This window comes from Geobacillus lituanicus (genome assembly GCF_050994965.1).
GTDB classification, from domain to species: domain Bacteria; phylum Bacillota; class Bacilli; order Bacillales; family Anoxybacillaceae; genus Geobacillus; species Geobacillus stearothermophilus.
In genome coordinates, this window is record NZ_CP194773.1 from 2,742,493 (window position 1) to 2,765,195 (window position 22,703).

Genomic DNA, 22,703 nt, shown 5'->3' on the forward strand with positions numbered 1-22,703 from the left:
CCCATCAATGCAAAATGGCCACTTTCAGCACTTCTTCAAGCGTGGTCAACCCTTGCTTCACTTTCAACAGCCCATCATCCAGCAAAAAAATCATTTTGTTTTGCAGGGCAAGCTCGCGCAATTTCGAAAACGGCTCGTTGTTTAAAATGACGCGCCGCATCTCATCGGTGACAACAAGCAGCTCGTGAATCGCCAGCCGTCCGCGGTAACCGGTCATATTGCACGTCGGGCAGCCGCGGCCGCGGACAAGTTGATGAACCTCAATGCCCCGACGGGCGAAAATGTCCCGCTCCCGCTTCGTCGGCTCATACACCTCCTGGCAGTCGCGGCAGACGCGGCGCACAAGCCGCTGCGAGACAACGCCAGCGAGCGATGTGGCCACTAAAAACGGCTCAATCCCCATATCGATCAGGCGGGTGATCGTGCTTAATGCATCGTTCGTATGGAGCGTGCTCAACACTAAATGACCGGTGAGCGAAGCGCGGATCGCCACTTCCGCCGTCTCGCGGTCGCGAATCTCCCCAACCATGATGATGTTCGGGTCTTGACGCAAAATCGAGCGGAGCCCTTGGGCGAACGTCAAGCCGACATTCGGGTTGACTTGAATTTGGTTGACGCCCTCGATCTGATATTCGACTGGATCTTCAATCGTAATAATGTTCACGTGCTCGCTGTTTAAATGGTTGAGCGCCGCATAGAGCGTCGACGATTTCCCCGAACCGGTCGGTCCGGTGATCAAGACGATGCCGTTCGGCCGCTCGATCAAGCGGATGAACCGATCTAAATTGACCGGGTTGAAACCAAGTTTATGAATATCGTTTAACGCTGCGCCCAAATCGAGGACGCGCATGACGATTTTCTCACCGTATACGGTCGGCAGCGTTGAAACGCGCAAATCGACCGGATGAAAATCGATGTCCATTTTGATCCGCCCGTCTTGCGGCACGCGGTGTTCGGTGATGTCCATATTGGCCAAAATTTTAATTCTCGCCGTCAACATGCTTTGCATATGTTTCGGCAGCGCGCGTTCGGTGCGAAGCAGGCCGTCGATCCGATAGCGGATGAGCACTTTCGTCTCCTGTGGATCGATATGAATGTCGCTCGCCCGCTGTTCAACAGCAAGCTGCAAAATTTGGTTCACCAAACGAACGATGGGAGAATCGTCCTCAGCAGCCCGCTCGTCGTCGCGCACCTCAGGCGGCGGCGTTTGCAAAAAATCCTCAAATGCTTCGTCGATGTCGTAATATTTATTGATCGCCCGCAAAATATCGTCTTTTGAAGCGATCGCCGTTTCAATTTGAAACCCGGTCGATAGGCGCAAATCGTCGATGGCGAAAAAGTCCATTGGGTCGGCCATGGCAACGAACAGCCGATCGCCTTCCACCTTGAGCGGCATGACCATATGGCGGCGGGCAAACTCTTTCGGCACGAGGTTTGTCGCTTTCGGATCGATCGGGTAACGGTACAAACTGACGTGCGGAATGCCGAGCTGAAACTCGAGCGCCTCAATCAGCTGCTGTTCGGTGATGTAGCCGCGCTGCAACAAGGCGTCGCCGAGCTTTTGCCCGGGCGCCTTCTCGCGCAGCGCCTCGGCCAGCTGGCTTTCGGTGATCAACCCCGCTTCGACAAGCAAATCACCAAGCCGTTTCCGTTCCTGCTTTTTGCTCATTTTTCCTTCCCTCCGCCCGCATCCGTCTTCTCTTCACTGCCAGCGGCGGGGGCCGATTCCCCGTTGCCCGCCTCATCGCCTTTCTTTGACCCGGTCCCGCTCTCTATATTCCCGCCGCTGTTTTCCGCAGTCGAATCCGGTTGGTTCGCCGCTCCGTTGTTTTCCGTCACCCCATTCGCCGGCTCCATCGTTCCGCCTTCTCCGTCGCCGCTTTGCCCAACATTGCTTTCCGGCACTTCAAGGCCGCGCACGTGAATCGTATACGTTGGCGGATAAAAATCTTCGCTCACCGTTTCTTTGCGCACGAGCCGAGCGCCGTCGCGCACTTCGCGTTCCACCGTCACAACCAGCCCCGGCCGCCCGATCTGTTCCGTCCTCTTCTCGTCCGGCGCCAGGCGCGCGTCATAGCGGACGATGACACGCGGTTCGATAGACTCCGCCTCGCCTAGGCGAATGATATATTGATAGGCAAACGGCAACCCGATAATGGCAACACGCACCTTTCGTCCATCATGCCGGAGAAGAAGCGTGTAGTCGGTCGTGTTTGGGTTGAACCATTCCAAATCGCGGCCGCCGCTAATGGCCGCCTCAAAACCGGGCGTCACTCCATCCGGCAACATACGGCTCGTATAGCGCTCCACGACAGTGAAATTGGTCGCCAGCACCGCCCGGTACACCGCTGAAGCGATCGCATCGGCCGCTTCATCGGACAAATCGGCCTTCGCCTTTTTCATATAATCGCCAAACGAAAACAGCTGTTTCGCCTTGATCACCGCGCGCCGCTCGCCAGACAGCCAGCGGACGGCCGAAGAGTCAGGCACCGATGCGGCCGCTTCGCTGACGACCGGTTGCCGGCCGTTTGCCAACGATATGTAGCGAGCCAAGTCGATCGGAGATGATGGCTTTTGCAGCTGAGCCGCCTGTCCCTCTAAATCCGCCCCAAGCTTCTTGATGTCAAGCGCCGATAACGCCGCTGGAGGAACGATGGCTGCCGCCGCTTGGAGGCATTTTTCTAAATCAGCGATCACAAACAGCGGCGTGCGCCTCCCGTCGACAAACCGCTTCGTGCTCTCGGCAAGACGAAACGCAAACGCATCCGCCGGCAGGTCAATGCGCTTTTCTTGGTACTGCAAAGAAATGGAAGCGGTCGCCCGCCACTCGTTCACCCGCTCGACAACCGCCTCTCGGGCTCTTTCCGGCGTCATGCCGGAGAGTGACACCGGACCGACCGCCGTGCCCGGGCCAAGGCGGCCGTCATCCGGGGCCAAAACATCATAGGCGAGGGTGCCCAGATGCGAAAAAGCGATAAAATAAACGGTGCAAACAGCCATGACAACAAACAATTTCCACGCGGCAGCCTTTTTCACCGCCGACCCTCCTCCATTACGCCTCCACATTCATCGAGACATCGACGATGACGCTTGGCCCCGCCTCTTGCGCCTTGCGCACATCCTCTTCGCCAAGCAGAGTGCCCGCTTTAAACAGCAGGCGGCCGTCTGCATCATAAATATCTTTTGTCAGCCGTTTTCCAGCCAACAGCGCAACTTGTTTTTCCCTCAGCGACTGCAGCGCTTCAACATTTTCCGCGCTTTCGGCCATCGCCTCCATTTGCGCGGAAACGTCCTCTTCCGCCATAACGCTGGTTGGCTCGATGCTCTCTGCCTTCAACAACTGCGCCGGGTCATCAAGAAGCGATTCGTTTGCTCCGTCGTTGATGATCAAAATATCTTTGCCGTACGTCAACACTTCCGAGGCCGGCAGCACCGCTTCCCCTTTCTCGAGCTGAAGAGCGATGCCGACAATATCCCCTGACTCTTCATCAACGAAAAACTCGCAGGCTTCGCCGAGCAGCTGCCCTTTGCGCGTGATGGCTTTCGTATTTTTAATCCGGATTTGCTTATTGACGAGCTGATTGGCGATCGGAATTTCCGAGAGGTCAATGACATCGTGTCCTTGCTCCACCGTCACAGCAAACTCGCCGATGCCGACGACTTTTTTAAACGGAATCGCCTTTAAACTGAGCTGCACATCGTCTTGTTCCACGGTCAAAAAATCGATCGATCCTTTGTCCGGGTTGATCACCAAACTTTTCACCGTGCCGATTTGTGCACCGTCAGCAATGCTGATGATCGGCAGTCCAATGATTTGCGCGCTAGCTTTCATCTTGTTCACCCCAACTATTTAGTGTTGCGGCAAACTGCCGCCAAAGCGCCAACTCTTCGGCCACAGCCGGATAGGCGCGAAAACGGTCAGCGAGCTCCTCAAGCCACGCTGCGAGCTTGCCGTACTGTTGTTCTACTACATAATGTTCCATTAACAAACGGGCCAATACGTAATAGTCGCGGTCAGAAAGCGGAGCGTCCAAACAGCGGCGGATGCAGCGTTCGTAATCGGCGGCGCCCAAACGACGGCGGTTGAGGCGCAATTCAAGAACGACCGCCTGCACGACTTCCGGACCGATCATTCGCGCTGGCCGTTCGCTCTCTTCCTCCCGCCGGCTTTCCGTTTGCCCATCTTCTTCCGGCTCGCGGCGCTCGGTTGATTGTTCGCCTTCCGACCGGCCATGCTCCGCTCGTTTCCCTTCCTGCCTGTCAGGCTCTGCTTTCATCGCGTCCTCCTGACGGGGCGGTTCGGCAGCCTCGTCCGTTTCCGGCAGCGAACAGTCGACAATACCCGGCATTGCTTCTTCCAAAAGCGCCCCTTCACGCGGCATTGCCTGGCCGGAAGGCAGCCCGTTTTCTACAGCAGAAACGCCCGCCGAGCTAGAAGACATGAACGCGGAAAGTTGCCCCTCCTCTTCTTCATGGCTGAGATCAAGCGCCTGCAACAGGCCGCGGCCGTCGGCAGCCGCTCCCGCCTGCAGCACCGCCGCTTCGATGTCTGGCGTCATCGAGACAGGCAGCTCATCGAGCCAATCGCGCAGACGGCGCGCCGGCTCAACATTCAGCCCGCCACCGTCACCCGTCATGGCGGTCGGCTCTACTGCATCCAAATCCAAGGCGGACAACTTCTCCAGCTCCACACGATCCGAATCCAACGGGAAAAACTCCTCTTGCTCGGCATCGTCTCGGTCCACGGAGCGCATTTTTTGCTCCGCATCGGCCGAATCCAACGAAAGCAGCTCCTCCGGCTCGGTTTGATCCGCTCCGGGATCGGAAGCGGCTTCCTCTATGCCATCTATCGATCGAAGCAAGAAAGCAGTCTGTTCTTCCCAGGGCTCCTCGCTGGATTTCGGCGCCCGCTCCGTCTCTCCCGAAGCTGCTTCCGACTCTGCAGGCGACGCTCCTGAAGCGGTGTTACCGGTTTCCTGCACGTGCGATCGCAACGCCTCCCCACCCGAGTCAGCGCCTTGAAATTCCCTAGAAGCGCCGTTTTGTCCAAAAGCTGCCGGCCAGGCCGAATCGACTAGATTTTCCGTTGCATTCTGGACCATCGTCCCATACCTATCGCCTGCTGCCGTCCGGTCGCCACTCCCTTTCCATCCTCCCTTTCTCCGTTCCCCAGCTTCCTCCGTCTCCACCGACCGGTAAAGAAGCGGACCGAACCAACGATCAAGCAAATACGAGCCCGCCAACAGCAAAAGCCCGACGAGCAGGACGGTTTGCCATAACGGAATCACCGATTCGGCCAACTGCGCCAGCCCCGCAGCCAAAAAGGCAGCCGCCACCACCGCCGCGCCCCCGGCCCTGCTGAAGCCAAGCGGCAGCAGCCAAACGGCCAACAGCGCCACTATGAATGCAACAACGTAAACAACCGCCTCTTTCCACATGCCCACCCGTTCCTTCCCGGCGTATCATTGGCAATAACGCGCCAAATATGCCATTGCTCGTTCTCTTATTCCTAAAATTCTACATGGTTCAACTCGAAAATATTGTATAATAAAGTTACATATTTTGAAAGAAGGTTATGACAAATGGCGGGAAGCAATTTTCCTCTTCCTAGTCGTCAAGCAGGATTTACGTTGATCGAAACGTTGCTGGCCATCACTCTTTTATCGGGCGTCGCGATCGGTTTGTTTTACTTTTTCACGAATGCGATGATGCATACGTCTTACAACCAAGGTCGGACGGTGGCCGTCAACGTCGCCCGCGGCGTCGCTGTCTATTTTGAAAAAAACGCAGATTTCTCCCGGCTAAAAGAGTATATGGAAGACCATCAAACACCGTTTCTTGAGCTAACAAAAGACGATTGCGGCAACGAATCGTTGGCGGCGCTGTTTTTTCCCGGTGAATCTGGCCAACTGCATACGGTATGTGAAGCGCAGTTCGCCCCGAAAATCAACAATGTCCGTTACGAAGCTTCCGTTTACCTTGTCCGATACGACAAGGAGGCATGGGATGCATTCACTTCATCGTCGGAATTCGCTTCCTTGCCTGCGCCGCTGCAGGCGCGCATCCGCGCTGAAACGGAAAAAGCAGCCGAATCAAACGCCGGCGGCTACATGATCAAATTATACACCTCCGTCCGTTGGGACGAGCGCACGAACGAGACGGCGTGGGTCGAAGGAGTGATCACCGATGAAACAATCCGCTAGAAGCGAAGCCGGCATGACGATGATCGAGCTGTTGGCCGCCGTTTCCATTTCTTTGCTCATCATCGGCGCTATCTACACGGTGTTTTTAACCGGCATTCGCGCCTACGAGCGCATCGGCATCGAAAACGACTTGCGCAGCGAAGCGGACTACGCCATGGCCCGAATAATGAACGAGCTGTACACGCTCTCTCCGGATGGAATGGAAAGTCAAGAAGAAAACAAGCCGTTAACGGCCGTCACTTTTGTGAAAAACCAAGAATTCAAAGCCGATGCGGACACCGGGCTTGTCTCCCGTGAAGAGAAAAAGCCGGAAAGCATCGAGCGGATGACGATGTCCATCCAAGACGGCGCGCTCGCGATCAATGGCGAAACGATCACCTCTTCCCGCTTTTTGCTGGACGACTCTTCATCGTTTTCATTCCGTTGCGCACGAAAAGAAGGCAACCTGTGCCGCAGCGGCGTCATGACGATCCGTCTCATTGTCTCCGACCGTCGACACGCCGATCCGAGTGGTTGGCTGTATGTGCCGCCGTTTACATTAACAACAGAATTCGGCTTTTAAGTATTACGTTCCGAAATTTTGTCCTATGAAGGGAGGGGCCGCGATGAACCGACTGCGCTTGAACGCTGCTGGCTACAGCTTGGTGACAACAATGCTCATGATCACCCTCTTTTTTTTGCTCGGCTTGACGATTTTAACAGTCGCCGTCCAGCAAGCGCGATTTACCGCGGTGCGCGTCGAGAACATCGAATCGTTTCATGAAGCCAAAACAGCGCTTAATGAAGCAATTGCTGAACTTAAAGCTGAGCTTTCAGACGACGATTTTTTTGTTCGTCATGACATTTTCACCCCCAGTCAATGGGATGCCTTTCTCGGCATTAACGAGGACACCCCCGGCCCGGATACGATCGCCGGCAAGCTGAAAGCGCGCTACGGCGTGGAGGTGGAAGACGTGTCCTATCGCTTGTACAACATTCCGACGAACAAAGTGTTCCTCCGCGCGCTCGATTTGTCCAAACCGTTTACGGACGGCCATCGCGAGCGGAAAGTCAAACGGCTCGTCTTTTTAACAAATACGCCTAGCTTTCTCAAATACGCGCTCGGATCAAAAGCAACCGTCATCTTAAACGGCGGCGTCTACGTGAAGCAAGGAAACGTATACGCCGGACAAAGCGCTTACATCAGCAACGCGGCAAACTACGTGAAAAAAAGCGGCGAGTTAACGATCGCTCCTATCGATGCCGGACTGCCCGCATCAATGAGCGATTCGATTTGGCACATTCATGACAAGCTGCTGTTTTCATGCACGCAAACGAGCAGTTGCTGGAAGACTGGCGGCCGAGCTTTCCAAATGGAAGAAGGTCTTTTCTTCCCAGGATGGCCGGACGATGGCGGCCCTCTCATTCAACAAGAGACGGACGATTTCATCGATACTGATTTCGAGCGCACCGTGAAAGATAAATTGCTTCAAGCAGCCGGTCTCTCGCCGTTGTCGCCTGAAACCCAACAAGCGTATATCGAGCGCATTGAAAACGATCACCAGGCGCCGCTCGATGTAGCGCGGGAGCTTTATCAAGAAGGGAATTTGGCTCGGGTCGTGACAGACGACGAAACGCCGTATGAACAATCCATCAATCAGATGCCAAAAGACAAGCCGCTTTGGTTGGACGCAGAAGGGAAGGAGATCGCCCTTTATCGCGACATTGACGTGCGGCAAAATGGCCAAAACCAATGGCTCATTGTCAATGGCGATCTCCGCATTGAAGGACCGACAAAATCAACAGCGGCTGTACGCGGCAATTTGATCGTGTTCGGTGATTTGACGCTCACCGGAAACTTGTCGTTGAACGCGAGCATTTACGTCACTGGCAAGACGACCATTTACAACAGCCATATCGACGGAGCGGATGGAAAAGGGCTCGTGTTGTTGTCCAAAGGCACGCTCGATATCGCCCGCATCAATGAATTTCAAGACTCAAGTGAAATCCCGAACTTAAAAGGGTATTTTTATACGGACAGCAGCGCGACGATTTATGCTGTCGGATCGTATTTGTACATTGAAGGCGGGTTGTTCGCCCGCGGGAACGGAGCGGCTGCTCCGGATACAGACATCAACGGGCTCGTCATCAACGCCTTTCGCGGCCGGATCGAGCCGAAAGACGGTGAGCCGGGGAACTTCATTCCAAGCTCTGACATGCAACAATCTCGTCTGATCGTCAAATACAATCCGCGGGTGTTAGTCGAACAAGGAACAGGATTGCCGTTTGTCAATCAAATCTCGCTCGTCGCCGACCGGCTTGAAGTTGAGTGAACGAAGACGGCTAAATTCCCTCTCTCATCCTCTCGATCCCCTGGACAAACGAAAAAAAGCGGATCTCCAATTCAGGAGGCCGCTTTTTTCATCATTACCAACGCCCACCACTGCTGCCGCTTCCTCCCTCATCTTCACGCGGTTGGACAAAGACCCACACTGAGGCTTGAATTGGCCTGCCATCCGGCGTTCTCGCATTGGCGGTCGCCGTCACAACCGCGTAGCCGACATCCACTGCTTCCAAACACCATCGGCCATTTTCTTGGACGACATCGACAAACCGGGAGTCAGACGATGTCACAGAGCGGAGCGTTTTATCCGTCGCATTTTCCGGGATAAAGCGGAGCTGTTCCGCCACTTCGAGCCGATCGCCCGGATTCATATAGATCACCGGGTTGCGGAAAGCCATGCCTGTGAGCGCTACGTACGGATCAATCACACGGATGGACGCCGTCGCAGAGGCATTCCCGCCGTCTGTAGAGCGCACGGTGATGGCAACCGTCCCTGGTTTCAGCGCTGTTACAACTCCATTTTGCACAACAGCCACGGCATTATCGCTTGACGACCATACTAGTGTTTTGTTCGTCGCATCGCTCGGTACAATCGTCACCGGAATGGTCTGCACATCTCCGACGTTCATCGTCGTTTGATATGAACCAAACTTCAGCTCGGTGATCAGCTTCGTATACGCAAACACCGCGCTCCCTATTCCCGTTCCTCTCGTCAATCCTCCTGACGACTGCACGTTCACTGTGTACGATCCATCGTTTGAGATCGGAATTTCATACGGAGAACTGAGCGCCGTCCAAGCGGACGCCACGCCATTGCGCACAATCTGATACTGATACGACACCCCTTCACCGGCCACCGGTCCCATCAATTTGACGGTAGGCGCCTCGTACGTCATCGCTCCATTCGCCACTGTGCCTTTTGATGTTGTCACCAAAAGATGCGGCTTAATATACACAGGCACCGTTTGGCCATTGCTGTAGGTGACAAGCAACACGCCGTCATCAGTTGGGTCATATTGAAGCGCCTTGACAGGGAGCTGCAGCAATCCATACGAGTTAGGATGTTTGCTCGTTCCAATTAGAGAGGAAGAAGCGCTGAACGTTTGCCATTTGCTGATTAGTCCACTCTCATCGCCTTCATAGTAAAAGTTCGGAAAATCATCTAAACGAACCCTCATGCCGATCCGTTCTGCCGGCGGCGAAAGCGTCGACGTCCTCACCCCATAGCGGCTGTCGGCGAACGTCACAACGGCAGGGGGCAATTGGACATTGCTCATGGCAAAATCCGCCTGCATCACCCACTGCGCTGAGAGCGTCAGCTTATTCAATTGGCTGTAGTCGAACGTCTGGTCGGCAAACGACCATTGTGCGTAACGCTTCCCATTTTCCTCGTACGTCACCACTTTGCCATCGGGGACGACAGAGATGCCGTCAGGAAGCTCCTGAACGATTTTTACATTGCTGATCGTCCCTGTCGCATTGCCGACATACCCGACAAGCGACAGCGAATACGTGGCCCGGAAGCGGTTGTCGTCGCCATCGGTTGCCCCCCGTTTGATTAAGCTTGTGACATCATTGGTCAGCCCTTGCAGCTTCACCGTTCCAGTAAACGACGGCGGCGCTTCGTCTTTGACCGTGACGGTCACCGTTTTCGTCACAGCCGGCTGTGGTTGGCCATACACATCGCGATACGTCAGTTCAGCAGTGAACGTATATGTCCCTTTTGCTTTAAATGACACGGCAATCGGAATCGTCACCGGCGCCGGAGTGCCTTGACCAACTTGGTATGGGATGGAAAACGAAATATACGCGTTTTGCTTCGTTTCATCCAGCCACACTTGGCCGTTTTCCTCAATGGTGACATTGCCGCCGAATGACGAAAGCGGGATGCGCACCGTGCCTGTAAGCGCCGGCGTCGTAGCGAGCTGGGAAAAGCGCTGGAACAAAGAGGCCAAATTTTGCGTCGTTCCTTGCCGCGCTTCGCCGCCGGCAGTCGCAGACAGCGTTTGCAAAAAGCTCATATCGACTTCATCGTTGCTGCCAAAACCGATCGAATAAAGCGTAATATTGTTCATTCCGAGCGCCTTAGCCACGTTGATAACATGATCACGAATTTTCTTCTCTATGCTGCTGTAACTAAATGGATAGCCGCTTCGACCTAGAGGGATATCAGCACCGTTTACATAGTCCCATCCGTCGCTTGTAAACAAGCGGGAAAAGCCACGCTTGTCAGTAAAACAAATGCCGGCCGTCCCGTTTGTATATAGTTCATACGTCAGCGGCAACGGCGCCGTGATTTTTTCTCCTGTATAGTAGTAGAACCCAAGAATCCGTTCGACTTCCCGATAGGTGATTGTTTCTGTTGCGTTAAGGGTGGTCGGCATCCCGTCTGTCAAGAAAATTACATACTTTTTGCGCACCGGGTCGTTAAAATAGGACTGTGCAAGAGACAACGCTGCTGAGTAATTGGTTCCGCCGCCGGCGGTCAAGCTGTTGCCGGTATTGAGAATGGCATCAAGCTGACTTGCAACATTCGAGTACTTCCCAAACGGAACCACACTTGCTTCCCGCACTCCATCGGAAAACGGAATAAGAGCAAAGCGGTCATTTTGGTTGTAATTGGACTTAAAGTAGTTGACCGCCGCTTGCAGAGCAGATTTGGCGCTTTGCAGCTTCATTGCCGTCATCGACCCCGACACGTCCATGACAAACACGACGTCGATTGGAGGGCGGATGATGGTGGACACCGCTCCTTGCGGATTGAGCGTCACATCAAGCCTCCCTCTTGCATCGGCATTCGGAGGTTTAACATACTCTGGTTGCAACGCAGACAATTGAAATTGGAGCGACGGCAGAGAGGAAGAGGCTGCTTGCACCGTTCCCCCCTTTCCTCCTGGGCCAAACATGAGCAAAAATGCCCATATCGCTACGATCAACCATTGGAAAAGCTTCCTTTTCCCCATTTTCCTCTCCCCATTCGAGACAAAATTCCTATTTACATTATATCATTCTACTATTGCAGTTGATAGTAAAATTTTCCTTATCTCATTCCTTTTTTTACTTCAGAAATAAAGTACAAGGATCCTGTAATCAAAAGCAGATCCCGCTCAGTCAACCGCGAGGCCTGCTCACGAATCCATTTTTCCCACTGAAGAACAGCTGCCTTTTGTTGATGAGTCGAAAGCTCTGTCAGCTGTTCCGCCGCTGCCGCGCGCGGAAAATCAAACGTCGTAAATGTGATCGTATCCGCGAGCTCATCAAGCAGCTGAATCATCCGCTCAAGCGGCTTGTCGGTCAGCGCGGCGAACAAGACATGGACGCGTTTGTCAGGATAATGGGCGCGCACCGTCTCCACGAGCGAGCGAATCCCAGCTTCGTTATGGGCGCCGTCAAGGATGATGAGTGGACTATCACTCACCCGCTCAAACCGGCCGGGCCAAGCGGCTGTGGCCAGCCCATCGGCGATATGCTCCGGATCGATCAAAAACGAATAGCCAAGGCGCAACAACTCTGCCGCCATCACCGCCACCGCCGCGTTTTCGACTTGATGGGCGCCGGGCATTTGAATGCGCAAATCGCGATATTCGGCAAACGGCGTGACAAGCGAAAACTGCTCCCCTTCCACCGTCGCCTGCCGGTCGGAAACGGTGAAATCGACGCCGAGACGATATGTTTTCGCCTTCCGCTCCGCCGCCGTTTTGGCGATCACTTCCCACGCCTCCGGTTCCTTCACCGCCGTCACAAGCGGTACGCCCGATTTAATGATTCCGGCTTTCTCCGCGGCGATTTGCCCAAGCGTATCGCCTAAAATGTTCATATGATCGTAGCTGACGTTTGTAATGACGGAAACGAGCGGATAAATGATGTTGGTTGAGTCCAAGCGGCCGCCAAGCCCGACTTCGACGAGCACGATGTCTTGAATGTTCCGTTTTCCAAAATAATACAGCATCATCGCCGTGATCACTTCAAACTCGGTCGGTCCGCCAAACTCTGTTTGTTCCAACTCATCGGCAAGCGGCTGAATGACTCGCACGAGCTCGACGATCTCTTGATCGGAAATCGGTTCGCCGTTGATGCTGATTCGTTCGTTAAACTGCTCGACATACGGCGAGGTGAACGTGCCGACCGAATAGCCCGCCGCCTGCAAAATCGAGCGCAAATAGGCGACCGTTGACCCTTTGCCGTTCGTTCCCCCGATATGGACGGCGCGGACGCGGCGTTCCGGGTGGCCGAGTTGTTCCATCATCCATTCCATCCGTTTCAATCCCGGTTTCATGCCGAGCCGCAGCCGCCCGTGAATCCAAGCGACTGCTTCTTCATACGTTCGAACCATGTTCATCGTCCTCCTTTTTCCATTGGTGTCTTGCCGCCCCCTGCCGGCTTCATGCGGCAGATGCGCCCCACATCGAGAAGCGTGGCGAAAGCGAGTATATGTTGACAACAAACCTCTTCTCAGAATATGACAAACCTTCTATCATGATCCATCGAAAAAGACGAATCCACAGGAAAGCGGATTCGTCTTCATCATAATCAACCGCAAGATCGTTTGTCTACCGTTTGAGCTCGGCGAGGCGCGCCTTGACGGCTTCGCGTTTTTCGATGTAATCTTGCCGCTTGCGCCGCTCTTCTTCGACGACATGAGCCGGCGCTTTCGCCAAAAAGCCTTCATTCGCCAGTTTCTTTTCGACGCGCTCGACTTCTTTGTTCCATTTGTCAAGCTCTTTTTCAAGCCGCTTCATTTCTTCCTCAATATTGATCAATCCTTCAAGCGGCATGATGAGCTCGGCGCCGGTGACGACCGCCGTCATCGCTTTGTCCGGCGCGGGAACGTTTGTATCAATCAAGAGCTCGCTCGGGTTGCAGAACCGCTCAAGATAGGCGCGGTTTTTCATGAGCGCCGCCCGCACTTGTTCATCTTTCACCTTAATATAGAGCGCAATCGGCTTGCTCGGCGGCGTGTTCACTTCGGCGCGGACGTTGCGGACGGCGCGGATGATGTCGACGAGCATCCGCATTTCTTCCGCGGCTTCTTCGTTCGACAGCTCAGGGCGCACTTGCGGCCACGGAGCGACGGTGATCGATTCGCCTTCATGCGGCAAGTTTTGCCAAATTTCCTCGGTAATGAACGGCATGAACGGGTGAAGCAGGCGCATCGTGTTGTCGAGCACATACGCCAACACGGAGCGCGTCGTCTTTTTCGCCGCTTCGTCGTCACCGTAAAGCGGCAATTTCGCCATTTCAATGTACCAGTCGCACAAGTCGTCCCAAATAAAGTTGTACAGCGTACGCCCCGCTTCGCCGAATTCGTATTTCTCAGCGAGCTTCGTCACCGTCTCGATCGTTTCGTTGAGACGCGTTAAAATCCAATGGTCGGCGACCGTTTTTTCGCCGCTCAAATCAAGCTCCTCGTACGTCATGCCGCCCATGTTCATCAAGGCAAAGCGCGAGGCGTTCCAAATTTTGTTAGCAAAATTCCACGTCGCTTCGACTTTTTCTGTGCTGAAGCGCAAGTCTTGCCCCGGCGAGCTGCCGGTCGCCAAGAAGTAACGGAGCGCATCGGCGCCGTACTGGTCGATCACATCCATCGGATCGACGCCGTTGCCGAGCGATTTGCTCATTTTCCGCCCTTGGGCGTCGCGGACGAGGCCGTGGATGAGCACGTCTTTGAACGGACGCTTGCCGGTGAATTCAAGCCCTTGGAAAATCATGCGCGACACCCAGAAGAAAATGATGTCATAGCCGGTGACCAGCACATCGGTCGGGTAGTAGCGCTTGTAATCCGGCGATTCTGTATCCGGCCAGCCCATGGTCGAGAACGGCCAGAGCGCCGAGCTGAACCATGTATCAAGCACATCCGGGTCTTGTTCCCAGTTTTCGATGTCTTTGGGCGGCTCATGGTCGACGTACACTTCACCCGTTTCTTTATGGTACCAAGCTGGAATCCGGTGCCCCCACCAAAGCTGGCGCGAGATGCACCAGTCGCGGATGTTCTCAAGCCAATGCAAATACGTTTTTTCAAACCGTTCCGGCACGAACTGCACTTTGCCGTCCGTTTGCTGGAGCTTGATGGCGGCTTCGGCGAGCGGCTTCATTTTCACGAACCATTGCGTCGACAAATACGGTTCAATAACCGCGCCGCTTCGTTCGCTATGGCCGACCGAGTGAACATGCTCTTCAATCTTAAAGAGAACGCCTTGTTCTTGCAAATCGCGGACGATCTGCTTCCGGCATTCAAACCGGTCAAGCCCTTGGTATTGCATGGCGTTTTCATTCATCGTGCCGTCTTCGTTCATGACGAGAATGCGCGGCAAGTTGTGGCGATTGCCGATTTCAAAGTCGTTCGGGTCGTGCGCCGGCGTAATTTTGACCGCTCCGGAGCCGAACTCCATATCGACATATTCGTCGGCAATGATCGGAATTTCGCGGCCAACGATCGGCAGTTTCACCATTTTGCCGATCAAGTGCTTGTACCGCTCGTCATCCGGATGCACGGCAACGGCCGTATCGCCGAGCATCGTCTCCGGACGGGTCGTCGCCACTTCGATGAAGCCGGAGCCGTCGGCGAGCGGATAGCGCATATGGTAGAGCGCGCCTTTCACTTCTTTATAAACAACCTCAATGTCCGACAACGCGGTTTTCGTCACCGGATCCCAGTTGATGATGTATTCGCCGCGGTAAATGAGCCCTTTCCGGTAGAGCGAGACGAACACTTCGCGCACCGCTTTGGAAAGCCCTTCGTCAAGCGTAAACCGCTCGCGCGTGTAATCAAGCCCAAGCCCTAACTTCGCCCATTGACTGCGAATATGGCCGGCGTATTCTTCCTTCCACTTCCACGTTTCTTCTAAAAATTTTTCCCGGCCTAAATCGTAGCGCGACAGCCCTTGCTGGCGCAATTTTTCCTCGACTTTCGCCTGGGTGGCGATGCCGGCGTGATCCATTCCCGGAAGCCACAAAACGTCATACCCTTGCATCCGCTTCATGCGGGTAATGATGTCCTGCAGCGTCGTATCCCACGCATGCCCTAAGTGCAATTTGCCGGTGACGTTGGGCGGCGGGATGACGATCGTAAACGGTCGTTTGTTCGGATCACCGGTCGCTTCAAAAAATTTTCCTTTCAGCCACCATTCGTAGCGCCCGGCTTCAACGGCGCGATGGTCGTATTTCGGCGGCATCGACACTTCGTGCTGTGCCATGTTTCATTTCCCTCCTTCAACATGATGGACAATGCGGCCGACGGCGGCTTCCCACTAAGCAATGCCGCACAGCCGGCAAGCAAAAAAGCCCCTTTCATCCAAAAAGGACGAAAGGAGCTGCTTTCGCGGTACCACCTTTTTTCTTAAGCCTAGAAGGCTGGTGATGAAGAGAACCGCAACACGGCCAACCCACCGGTGAAACATCGGCTGGCGAGCCCACAATCAGTTTGGTTGACCGGCCTTCTAGAAGCTTAAGCGCTTCATTGGCATAACGGCATGATGCCGGCTTCCTCTACTCGGCAGCAGCGCCTTTCAAAGAAGCAGCTCAAGGGCGACCTTCCAGCAACCGTCATCCTAGGAAATCTCGCAGCTTCCGATTTCCCTCTCTGCAGGCGCGGACCGCTGTACTCCTCCCCGTCTTCGCTTTTGTCATCATTGTTCGATTATTATACTACCATTGTCCATCATCTTTGCCAAGTTTTTATTTATTTATTCCATTGGCCGGCGGTTGGTGACAAACATTTTGTTGTTTCATATTGTATAGTAAACCCGGGAAGGAGGGAACACCGATGCGGCGATTCAACCCGTATTCATGGCCGCCTTGGCTGAGGCAAGTGCGCGCCGTCTGCGCCCAAGTGATCATCCCGCTCACCATTTTTCAAGCCATTCGCACCATTTTTTTGCCGACGACATTTGACGTCATTTTGCTGGCTGTTTTTGTTTTGCTCGCTGTGGCGCTCCACTTGGAATGGATTTAACCGCTGCCGTCCTCTTCCGCTGGCGTTTCAGAGCCGGCCGTTTCATCCTGCGGCTGCGCAGCATCGCGTTGGACAAGATGCATGACAACGGCCTCCATGTTTTTAAAAGCCATATAGCAGCGCAGCAGGGCAGCAACGTGCTCACGCTCGTTCCGTTCCTTATGTGAAACGGCCTCATAGCGTTCGAGGCAGCGGACAAACCCACACGGTTCGGCCAAATGGCTGTAGAGAAACGCCCGTTCTGCGGCGGACAACGGCAGTTCCGTTTCATACTCAGCAAGCCCATCGAACCATTCCCGTTCAAGCGGTGAAATTGTGCGCACATGGTTGCGAAAAATAGAAACTAAATCGTATACCGGAGAATTCCAATGCGCCCGCTCCCAGCTGATCCAATACGGCGCCACGTAATGAGAAAGGCGCGCCTTTCCGTGCACCCAGACGATTCGCCATTGCTTCGTTTCCTTCACCGCTTCCTCCCAAGCAGCAAGCTGCTCCTCGGCAAACCAATACGCGCGCATCACTTCATGGAAATACGTACAGCATTGCAGCTGAAACGGCGACATGTACCACGCTGTCTCGTACCGTTCGACCCGCTCCTCCCAAACGGCCCGCGCCCGTTGCCATTCGTCTTTTTTTTGTTTTTGGTAGGCGTCGATCTCCTCTTCACTCGCTTGCACGGTGCGGACCGTCGTGCGGTGAAGGCGGGCGAGTTCGCGAAAAAAAGGGCGAACAGCGGTCTCTCTCGACCCCGCTTCATCTTCACGCCATGCTTGCAAGTAATAAAGGCGCCCTCCCTCCGCTGCAAACAACGACCGCTGCCTCGTCCCATAAAGCGGGGGGCAGTGGCGGCCATAATAATGGAGCGACTGCCAAATGGCGGCTGCCTCTTGTTCGCTCTCAAGCGGCTTTAAAGCAAACAGCCCGCTGTCGGTGTATACTTTAACCGCTTTGCCCCACTGCTCGATATGCCGCGGCCGAAGCCCATATTGCCTGAGCACAGCGCGGTACGTTTCAGACCGTATGGCCATCGTTACGCCCCCTCACCGGCAAAAGAAACGGAAAGCGTTCCTTTCAGGCGAAAGGACGGCTTCCCGCCATGGCCGGAATATATAACAGCTGCCCTTCGTGCACATCATCCGGGCTTTCCAAATCGTTGGCGCGCAAAAGTTGGGAAACGGTGACATCATATCGTTCGGCAATCTTGTCCAACGAGTCCCCTTGCTGGACGATGCAAATTTTGACTTGTGTAAACTCTTCCGCCTCGCTTTTCGCAAACAGCTTTGTTAAATACAGGGCGTTTTCGCTTTTCGTTTCCGTTGCTTGCTCTTCCTTGTCTTCCTCGGCGGTTTTTTTCGCGGCGCCGATCGACACTTTCGCCTCGGTCGGCGGCAGCAAAGTCGCCATGTCTTCTTCCGCTTCCGCACTCACCGCTTTCGTTTCCGTCTCGATTGGCAAAAACGGCTCTTTTACACCCGCCTCTTCATCAGGCGGCGTTTCTTCATGACGCACAGCCGTCGGTTCAAAGGCGGAAGCCGGCAGTTCCTCGCCTGCAGCGGCGGGACGATCCTCGGGTATGAACGCTTCGTCGCCGGCTGCCTCCTTGCGGGCGATCGACTCAAACGGGGCCAAAAGCAGCTCTTCCTCTTCGTCATCAGCAGGCAAGTCATCGACAAGCGGCGCTTCGCTAATGCCGCTGATCGAAATGTCGGCGGTCACAAGCAGCCTGCCGTTGTCGCCAAGATCATAGTCAAACGATTCCACTGTGACATATACATCGTCAAGGTCGCGAATGCGGTTTCGCGGAATGGTAATATCGATCGGAAACCGGTGCGACAGCTCGCTAATGCCATCCTCGCGCACGGAAATATGCTGGATGTAGCGGTAGCTGGCAAATTCGAACGCATCACTGTCTGCTTCCGTGGCCTCTCCCCCGTCCCCCGGACGAAACTCTCCGTTTAATTCCAGCGCCCCGCGAATCGTAATATATTGATCGTACTCGTCGACAGAGATCACAGGATCAAGAGAAATCGACAAAAATTCGGCGACTTCCTGTCCGTTTTTAAACCAGACCGATTCTTCCAATGAAAACCGCAAATACGATTGCTCCAACCGGGCCTCCTCCTTCCGTCCCTTCGCCTAATGGATTCTATGACATTATCCATTGTATGAGTGAAAAAGAGACGGTATGATAAAAAAATCAGGCTGCCGTCGATCAGCAGCCTGATTTGGTTCACTCCTTGCGCAGACGGGCAAACACCCGCTCCGCTGCGGCAATCGTGTACTCGATATCCTCATCGCTGTGCGCCGTCGACAAAAACAGCCCTTCAAATTGCGACGGGGGCAAGAAAATGCCTTCATTCGCCATTTCCCGGTAATAAGCGGCAAACAGCTCCAAGTCGGACGTTTTCGCCGTTTCGTAATTGACCACCGGTTCGTTCGTGAAGAACAAGCCGATCATCGACCCGGCGCGGTTGATCGTATGCGGAATGTCATATTTTTCGGCGGCCTGGCGCAACCCTTCTTCAAGGCGCGCCGCTTTGCGCTTGAACTCTTCATACGTTTCCGGCGTCAACTGGCGAAGCGTCTCGTAACCGGCGATCATGGCAAGCGGGTTGCCGGACAGCGTGCCTGCTTGGTACACCGGCCCGCTCGGTGCGACGAGCTCCATAATTTCTGCTTTTCCCCCATACGCTCCAACCGGCAGACCGCCGCCGATCACTTTGCCGAGACACGTCAAATCCGGCTCAACGCCATAATACCCTTGGGCGCAATGGTAGTCCACGCGGAAGCCGGTCATGACCTCGTCAAAAATGAGCAGGGCGCCATACTGTTTCGTCACGTCCCGCAGCCCTTCCAAAAAACCAGGCACCGGCGGCACGACACCCATGTTGCCGGCGACCGGTTCGACGATCACCGCGGCGATGTCTTCGCCAAACCGCTCAAACGCGTAGCGAACGCTGTCTAAATCGTTATACGGAACGGTGATCGTATGCTGGGCGACCGACTCCGGCACGCCCGGGCTGTCCGGCAGGCCGAGCGTCGCCACGCCGGAGCCGGCTTTAATGAGCAGCGAATCGCCATGGCCATGGTAGCTGCCTTCGAATTTGATAATTTTGTTGCGCTTCGTGTAGCCGCGCGCGAGACGAAGCGCGCTCATCGTCGCCTCCGTTCCGGAGTTGACCATGCGCACGATTTCAACCGACGGCACCCGCTCGATGACGAGTTTGGCCAACTCATTTTCGAGCAACGTCGGGGCGCCAAAGCTCGTCCCTTGTTCCGCCACGCGCTTTAGCGCTTCCACAACGTGCGGATGGGCATGCCCTAAAATGAGCGGCCCCCACGACAACACATAGTCGATATATTCGTTGCCGTCAATATCATAAATTTTCGAACCTTGGCCGCGCGCCATAAAGATCGGCGTCATGCCGACCGACTTGAAGGCGCGCACCGGGCTGTTCACCCCGCCCGGCATCAGCTTGAGCGCCTCGCTGTAGGCGCCTTTTGACCGTTCATAGCTTCGCACCGTTCCGCCTCCTCTCTTTATTCTGCCAACCAACGGGCGACGTCTTTCGCAAAATACGTGATGATCAAATCGGCGCCGGCCCGCTTCATGCCGGTCAGCATTTCCATGACGACCGCTTTTTCATCAATCCAGCCGTTTTGCGCCGCCGCCTTGACCATCGCATACTCGCCGCTGACGTTATAAGCGGCAAGCGGCAGCGGAAAGCGGTTTTTGATGTCGCGGATGATGTCCATGTAGGCAAGCGCCGGTTTGACCATCAAGAAATCGGCGCCTTCTTTCACATCCGACTCCGCTTCGCGAAACGCCTCAAGGCGGTTGGCCGGATCCATTTGATACGTTTTCCGGTCGCCAAACTGCGGCGCGCTGTTGGCCGCATCGCGGAACGGGCCGTAAAACGCCGAAGCGTATTTAATGGCGTACGACATGATCGGTACGTACTCGAATCCGGCTTCATCCAATCCTTGACGGATGGCAGCGACAAAGCCGTCCATCATGTTCGACGGCGCAATGATGTCAGCGCCCGCTTGCGCCTGGCTGACCGCTGTTTTGACGAGCAGCTCAAGCGACAGGTCGTTCAGCACTTGTTCGTTCTCGACGACGCCGCAATGGCCGTGGCTTGTGTATTCGCATAAACATGTGTCGGCGATGACGACGATCTCCGGATGCTTCGCTTTGATTTCGCGGATCGCTCGTTGGACAATCCCGGTTTCGCAATACGCCTGTGAGCCGGCTTCATCTTTGTCATCCGGCACGCCAAACAACATGATGGCCGGAATGCCAAGCCCGGCGATTTCATCCATTTCTTCCGCCAGGCGGTCGAGCGACAAATGGTGCACCCCTGGCATCGACGGCACTTCGCGGCGAATACCGCTTCCTTCCACGACAAACAGCGGATAAATGAGATCATCGACGCGAAGATGCGTCTCGCGCACCATCGCCCGCAAGGCAGCCGTTTGTCGCAGGCGGCGGTGACGGTCAAATGTCAACGGCATTTTATCGTCCCTCCACTGAAAAATATTGTTCCATCGCTTTTATCATACCATCAGTTGTATAATCGGTTGGACAAATATGTACGGTGATCCCTTCCTGCACAGCTGCTCTTTTCGTCACCGGCCCGATGCAGGCAATGGTGACGCCTTCAAGAAGAGTCGGCGCGTTGCTGCCGAGAAGACGGACAAGACTATGGACGGCCGAAGGGCTCATCAACGTGATCACATCGATTTTCCGCTCGCATAGCAGCGCCAACAGCCGCTCACGTCCGCTTGCATCAGGCACCGTGCGGTACACCGTCAGCTCATCGACCAACGCCCCCGCTTCCCTTAGCGCTTCAGGCAACGTCGGGCGGGCCAAATCCCCTTTGACAAACAACACCCGGTCTCCATGGCGGAGGCGGGGCGCAAGGGCGGCTGCCAGCTGTTCGGCAGTGAAATCGTCCGGCATGAGCGCAGGCGAAAAGCCGAACTCAGCAAGCGCCGCCGCCGTCTTCCGACCGACAACAGCGATGTCCGGCACGGGCGCCGGCGAAGCGATATGCGGGCAAAAGAAGCGAACCGCATTGGCACTTGTAAAAATAAGCCAACGGTAACAATCGAGCCGTTCGGCTGCAGCGGCGATGTCTTCCGGCGCGGCGGCCGGCCTGATGGCAATGAACGGAATCTCCACCGGCACAGCGCCGGCAGCGCGCAGCTTGGCGGAAAACGGCGCTGCCTGCTCCTGCCCGCGGGTCACGAGCACGGTTTTGCCGGCAAGCGGGCTCTCAGGCATTATGGTCCAACCCCTTTTTCACTCGCTCGATGAGCGCCTTCGCCCCTTTCTCGCTCAACATGGCGGCCGCCTGCCGGCCGACCGCCTCCGGATCAACGCCGGCCACGATTTCTTTGTATATTTCGTTGCCATCCGGCGAGGCAACAAGCGCGGTGAGACGCACCGTTTCCCCTTCCACTTCCGCATAGCCGGCAATCGGCACTTGGCAGCCGCCTTCCATTTGCTGCAAAAAGGCGCGCTCCGCCCGCACCGCCCGTTCGGTTCGCTCATCGTTCAGGCGGTGTAACCATTCGCGCAGCTCCTCATCGTCTTCACGGCATTCCACAGCGAGCGCCCCTTGGCCGACCGCCGGGACGCAAATGTCCGGCGACAAGTAGTCGCTGATCACCTCATCGCTCCAGCCCATGCGCGCCAGGCCGGCGGCCGCCAGCACGATCGCGTCGTAATCTTCGTTCTCCAGCTTCGCCAGCCTCGTATCAATATTGCCGCGAATCCACTTGACCGTCAAATCCGGACGATAGGCAAGCAGCTGCGCCGAACGGCGCAGACTGCTCGTGCCGACGACCGCTCCCGGGGGCAAGTCAGACAGCGTCCGCTTTCCCTTGCTCACGAGCACGTCGCGCGCATCTTCGCGGCGCGGCACCGAGCCGATCACCAATCCGTCCGGCAGCACCGCCGGCATGTCTTTCATGCTGTGAACCGCCATATCGATGCCGCCGGTGAGCAGTTCATGCTCGATCTCTTTCACAAACAGCCCTTTTCCGCCCACTTTGGAAAGCGTGATATCAAGGACGCGGTCCCCTTTTGTGACGATTTCTTTCACCTCAAACGTAAACGGCGCCCCGAGACGCTTCAATTCGGCGATGACCCAGTTTGTCTGGGTCAAGGCGAGCTTGCTGCGCCGCGAGCCAACGACAATGTTCCGCATTTCGTTCCTCC

At 55.3% G+C, this 22,703-nt stretch carries 17 protein-coding genes and 1 other annotated feature; of the genes, 4 read left to right on the plus strand and 13 right to left on the minus strand.

Annotation, left to right across the window (positions count from 1 at the left end):
* Positions 1-4: 4 nt before the first annotated feature.
* The 4 genes from ACR1UW_RS14095 to ACR1UW_RS14110 are packed head-to-tail and all read right to left on the minus strand — an operon-like array spanning position 5 to position 5,438.
* The gene (locus ACR1UW_RS14095; RefSeq protein WP_171698035.1) at positions 5-1,669 is read right to left on the minus strand and encodes a GspE/PulE family protein; all 1,665 of its coding nucleotides are present in this window, start codon (positions 1,667-1,669) and stop codon (positions 5-7) included.
* Positions 1,666-3,036: a G5 domain-containing protein gene (locus ACR1UW_RS14100; RefSeq protein ID WP_498933794.1), complete on the minus strand. Its 1,371-nt coding sequence runs from the start codon at positions 3,034-3,036 to the stop codon at positions 1,666-1,668. The genes ACR1UW_RS14095 and ACR1UW_RS14100 overlap by 4 nt, the downstream gene beginning before the upstream one ends.
* A 16-nt stretch (positions 3,037-3,052) precedes the next feature.
* Entirely contained in the window at positions 3,053-3,832 is a 780-nt protein-coding gene (locus tag ACR1UW_RS14105; RefSeq protein ID WP_498933796.1) for a PRC-barrel domain-containing protein, read from the minus strand.
* Entirely contained in the window at positions 3,822-5,438 is a 1,617-nt protein-coding gene (locus ACR1UW_RS14110) for a hypothetical protein (protein WP_498935320.1), read from the minus strand. The genes ACR1UW_RS14105 and ACR1UW_RS14110 overlap by 11 nt, the downstream gene beginning before the upstream one ends.
* Positions 5,439-5,582: 144 nt before the next feature.
* Between ACR1UW_RS14110 and ACR1UW_RS14115 the strand changes: the two genes are divergently transcribed.
* The 3 genes from ACR1UW_RS14115 to ACR1UW_RS14125 are packed head-to-tail and all read left to right on the plus strand — an operon-like array spanning position 5,583 to position 8,515.
* Positions 5,583-6,203 carry a type IV pilus modification PilV family protein gene (locus ACR1UW_RS14115; protein ID WP_328058687.1) on the plus strand — a complete coding sequence of 207 codons (621 nt, stop codon included), beginning with the start codon at positions 5,583-5,585 and terminating at the stop codon, positions 6,201-6,203.
* The gene (locus ACR1UW_RS14120) at positions 6,187-6,765 is read left to right on the plus strand and encodes a PilW family protein (protein WP_044744827.1); all 579 of its coding nucleotides are present in this window, start codon (positions 6,187-6,189) and stop codon (positions 6,763-6,765) included. The genes ACR1UW_RS14115 and ACR1UW_RS14120 overlap by 17 nt, the downstream gene beginning before the upstream one ends.
* Positions 6,766-6,808: 43 nt before the next feature.
* Positions 6,809-8,515: a hypothetical protein gene (locus ACR1UW_RS14125; RefSeq protein ID WP_498933798.1), complete on the plus strand. Its 1,707-nt coding sequence runs from the start codon at positions 6,809-6,811 to the stop codon at positions 8,513-8,515.
* A gap of 94 nt (positions 8,516-8,609) precedes the next feature.
* Here the strand turns inward: ACR1UW_RS14125 and ACR1UW_RS14130 are convergent, their stop codons facing one another.
* The 3 genes from ACR1UW_RS14130 to ACR1UW_RS14140 all read right to left on the minus strand — a co-directional run bounded on the left by ACR1UW_RS14130 (position 8,610) and on the right by ACR1UW_RS14140 (position 15,719).
* Positions 8,610-11,489 (minus strand): VWA domain-containing protein, encoded by a 2,880-nt coding sequence (locus ACR1UW_RS14130; RefSeq protein ID WP_498933800.1) that lies wholly within the window; start codon positions 11,487-11,489, stop codon positions 8,610-8,612.
* Positions 11,490-11,566: 77 nt separating this feature from the next.
* Positions 11,567-12,859 (minus strand): bifunctional folylpolyglutamate synthase/dihydrofolate synthase, encoded by a 1,293-nt coding sequence (locus ACR1UW_RS14135; protein WP_498933802.1) that lies wholly within the window; start codon positions 12,857-12,859, stop codon positions 11,567-11,569.
* Positions 12,860-13,076: 217 nt separating this feature from the next.
* A complete protein-coding gene (locus ACR1UW_RS14140) occupies positions 13,077-15,719 on the minus strand; it encodes a valine--tRNA ligase (RefSeq protein ID WP_498933804.1) in 2,643 nt (880 codons plus the stop codon).
* Positions 15,720-15,819: 100 nt separating this feature from the next.
* Positions 15,820-16,149 (minus strand) — a binding site (T-box leader).
* Between the two features lie 139 nt (positions 16,150-16,288).
* On the opposite strand from ACR1UW_RS14140, the gene ACR1UW_RS14145 reads away from it, so the two are divergent.
* Complete coding sequence (locus tag ACR1UW_RS14145; protein WP_020960766.1) at positions 16,289-16,477, plus strand: YszA family small membrane protein; 189 nt, start codon at positions 16,289-16,291, stop codon at positions 16,475-16,477.
* On the opposite strand, the gene ysxE is transcribed toward ACR1UW_RS14145, so the two are convergent.
* The 6 genes from ysxE to hemC all read right to left on the minus strand — a co-directional run bounded on the left by ysxE (position 16,474) and on the right by hemC (position 22,692).
* Complete coding sequence (gene ysxE, locus ACR1UW_RS14150; RefSeq protein ID WP_498933807.1) at positions 16,474-17,505, minus strand: spore coat protein YsxE; 1,032 nt, start codon at positions 17,503-17,505, stop codon at positions 16,474-16,476. The two genes, ACR1UW_RS14145 and ysxE, sit on opposite strands and share 4 nt — an antisense overlap.
* Positions 17,506-17,548: 43 nt before the next feature.
* Positions 17,549-18,586 (minus strand): stage VI sporulation protein D, encoded by a 1,038-nt coding sequence (spoVID, locus tag ACR1UW_RS14155; RefSeq protein ID WP_100658955.1) that lies wholly within the window; start codon positions 18,584-18,586, stop codon positions 17,549-17,551.
* Between the two features lie 121 nt (positions 18,587-18,707).
* Entirely contained in the window at positions 18,708-20,000 is a 1,293-nt protein-coding gene (gene hemL, locus ACR1UW_RS14160; RefSeq protein ID WP_033010614.1) for a glutamate-1-semialdehyde 2,1-aminomutase, read from the minus strand.
* 17 nt (positions 20,001-20,017) lie between these two features.
* Positions 20,018-20,992, minus strand: a complete 975-nt coding sequence (gene hemB, locus ACR1UW_RS14165; protein WP_100663757.1) for a porphobilinogen synthase — start codon at positions 20,990-20,992, stop codon at positions 20,018-20,020.
* 1 nt (position 20,993) lies between these two features.
* Complete coding sequence (locus tag ACR1UW_RS14170; RefSeq protein WP_033010616.1) at positions 20,994-21,764, minus strand: uroporphyrinogen-III synthase; 771 nt, start codon at positions 21,762-21,764, stop codon at positions 20,994-20,996.
* Entirely contained in the window at positions 21,757-22,692 is a 936-nt protein-coding gene (gene hemC / locus ACR1UW_RS14175; protein ID WP_498933811.1) for a hydroxymethylbilane synthase, read from the minus strand. Before hemC ends, ACR1UW_RS14170 begins: the two co-directional genes overlap by 8 nt.
* Between the last annotated feature and the right edge of the window lie 11 nt (positions 22,693-22,703).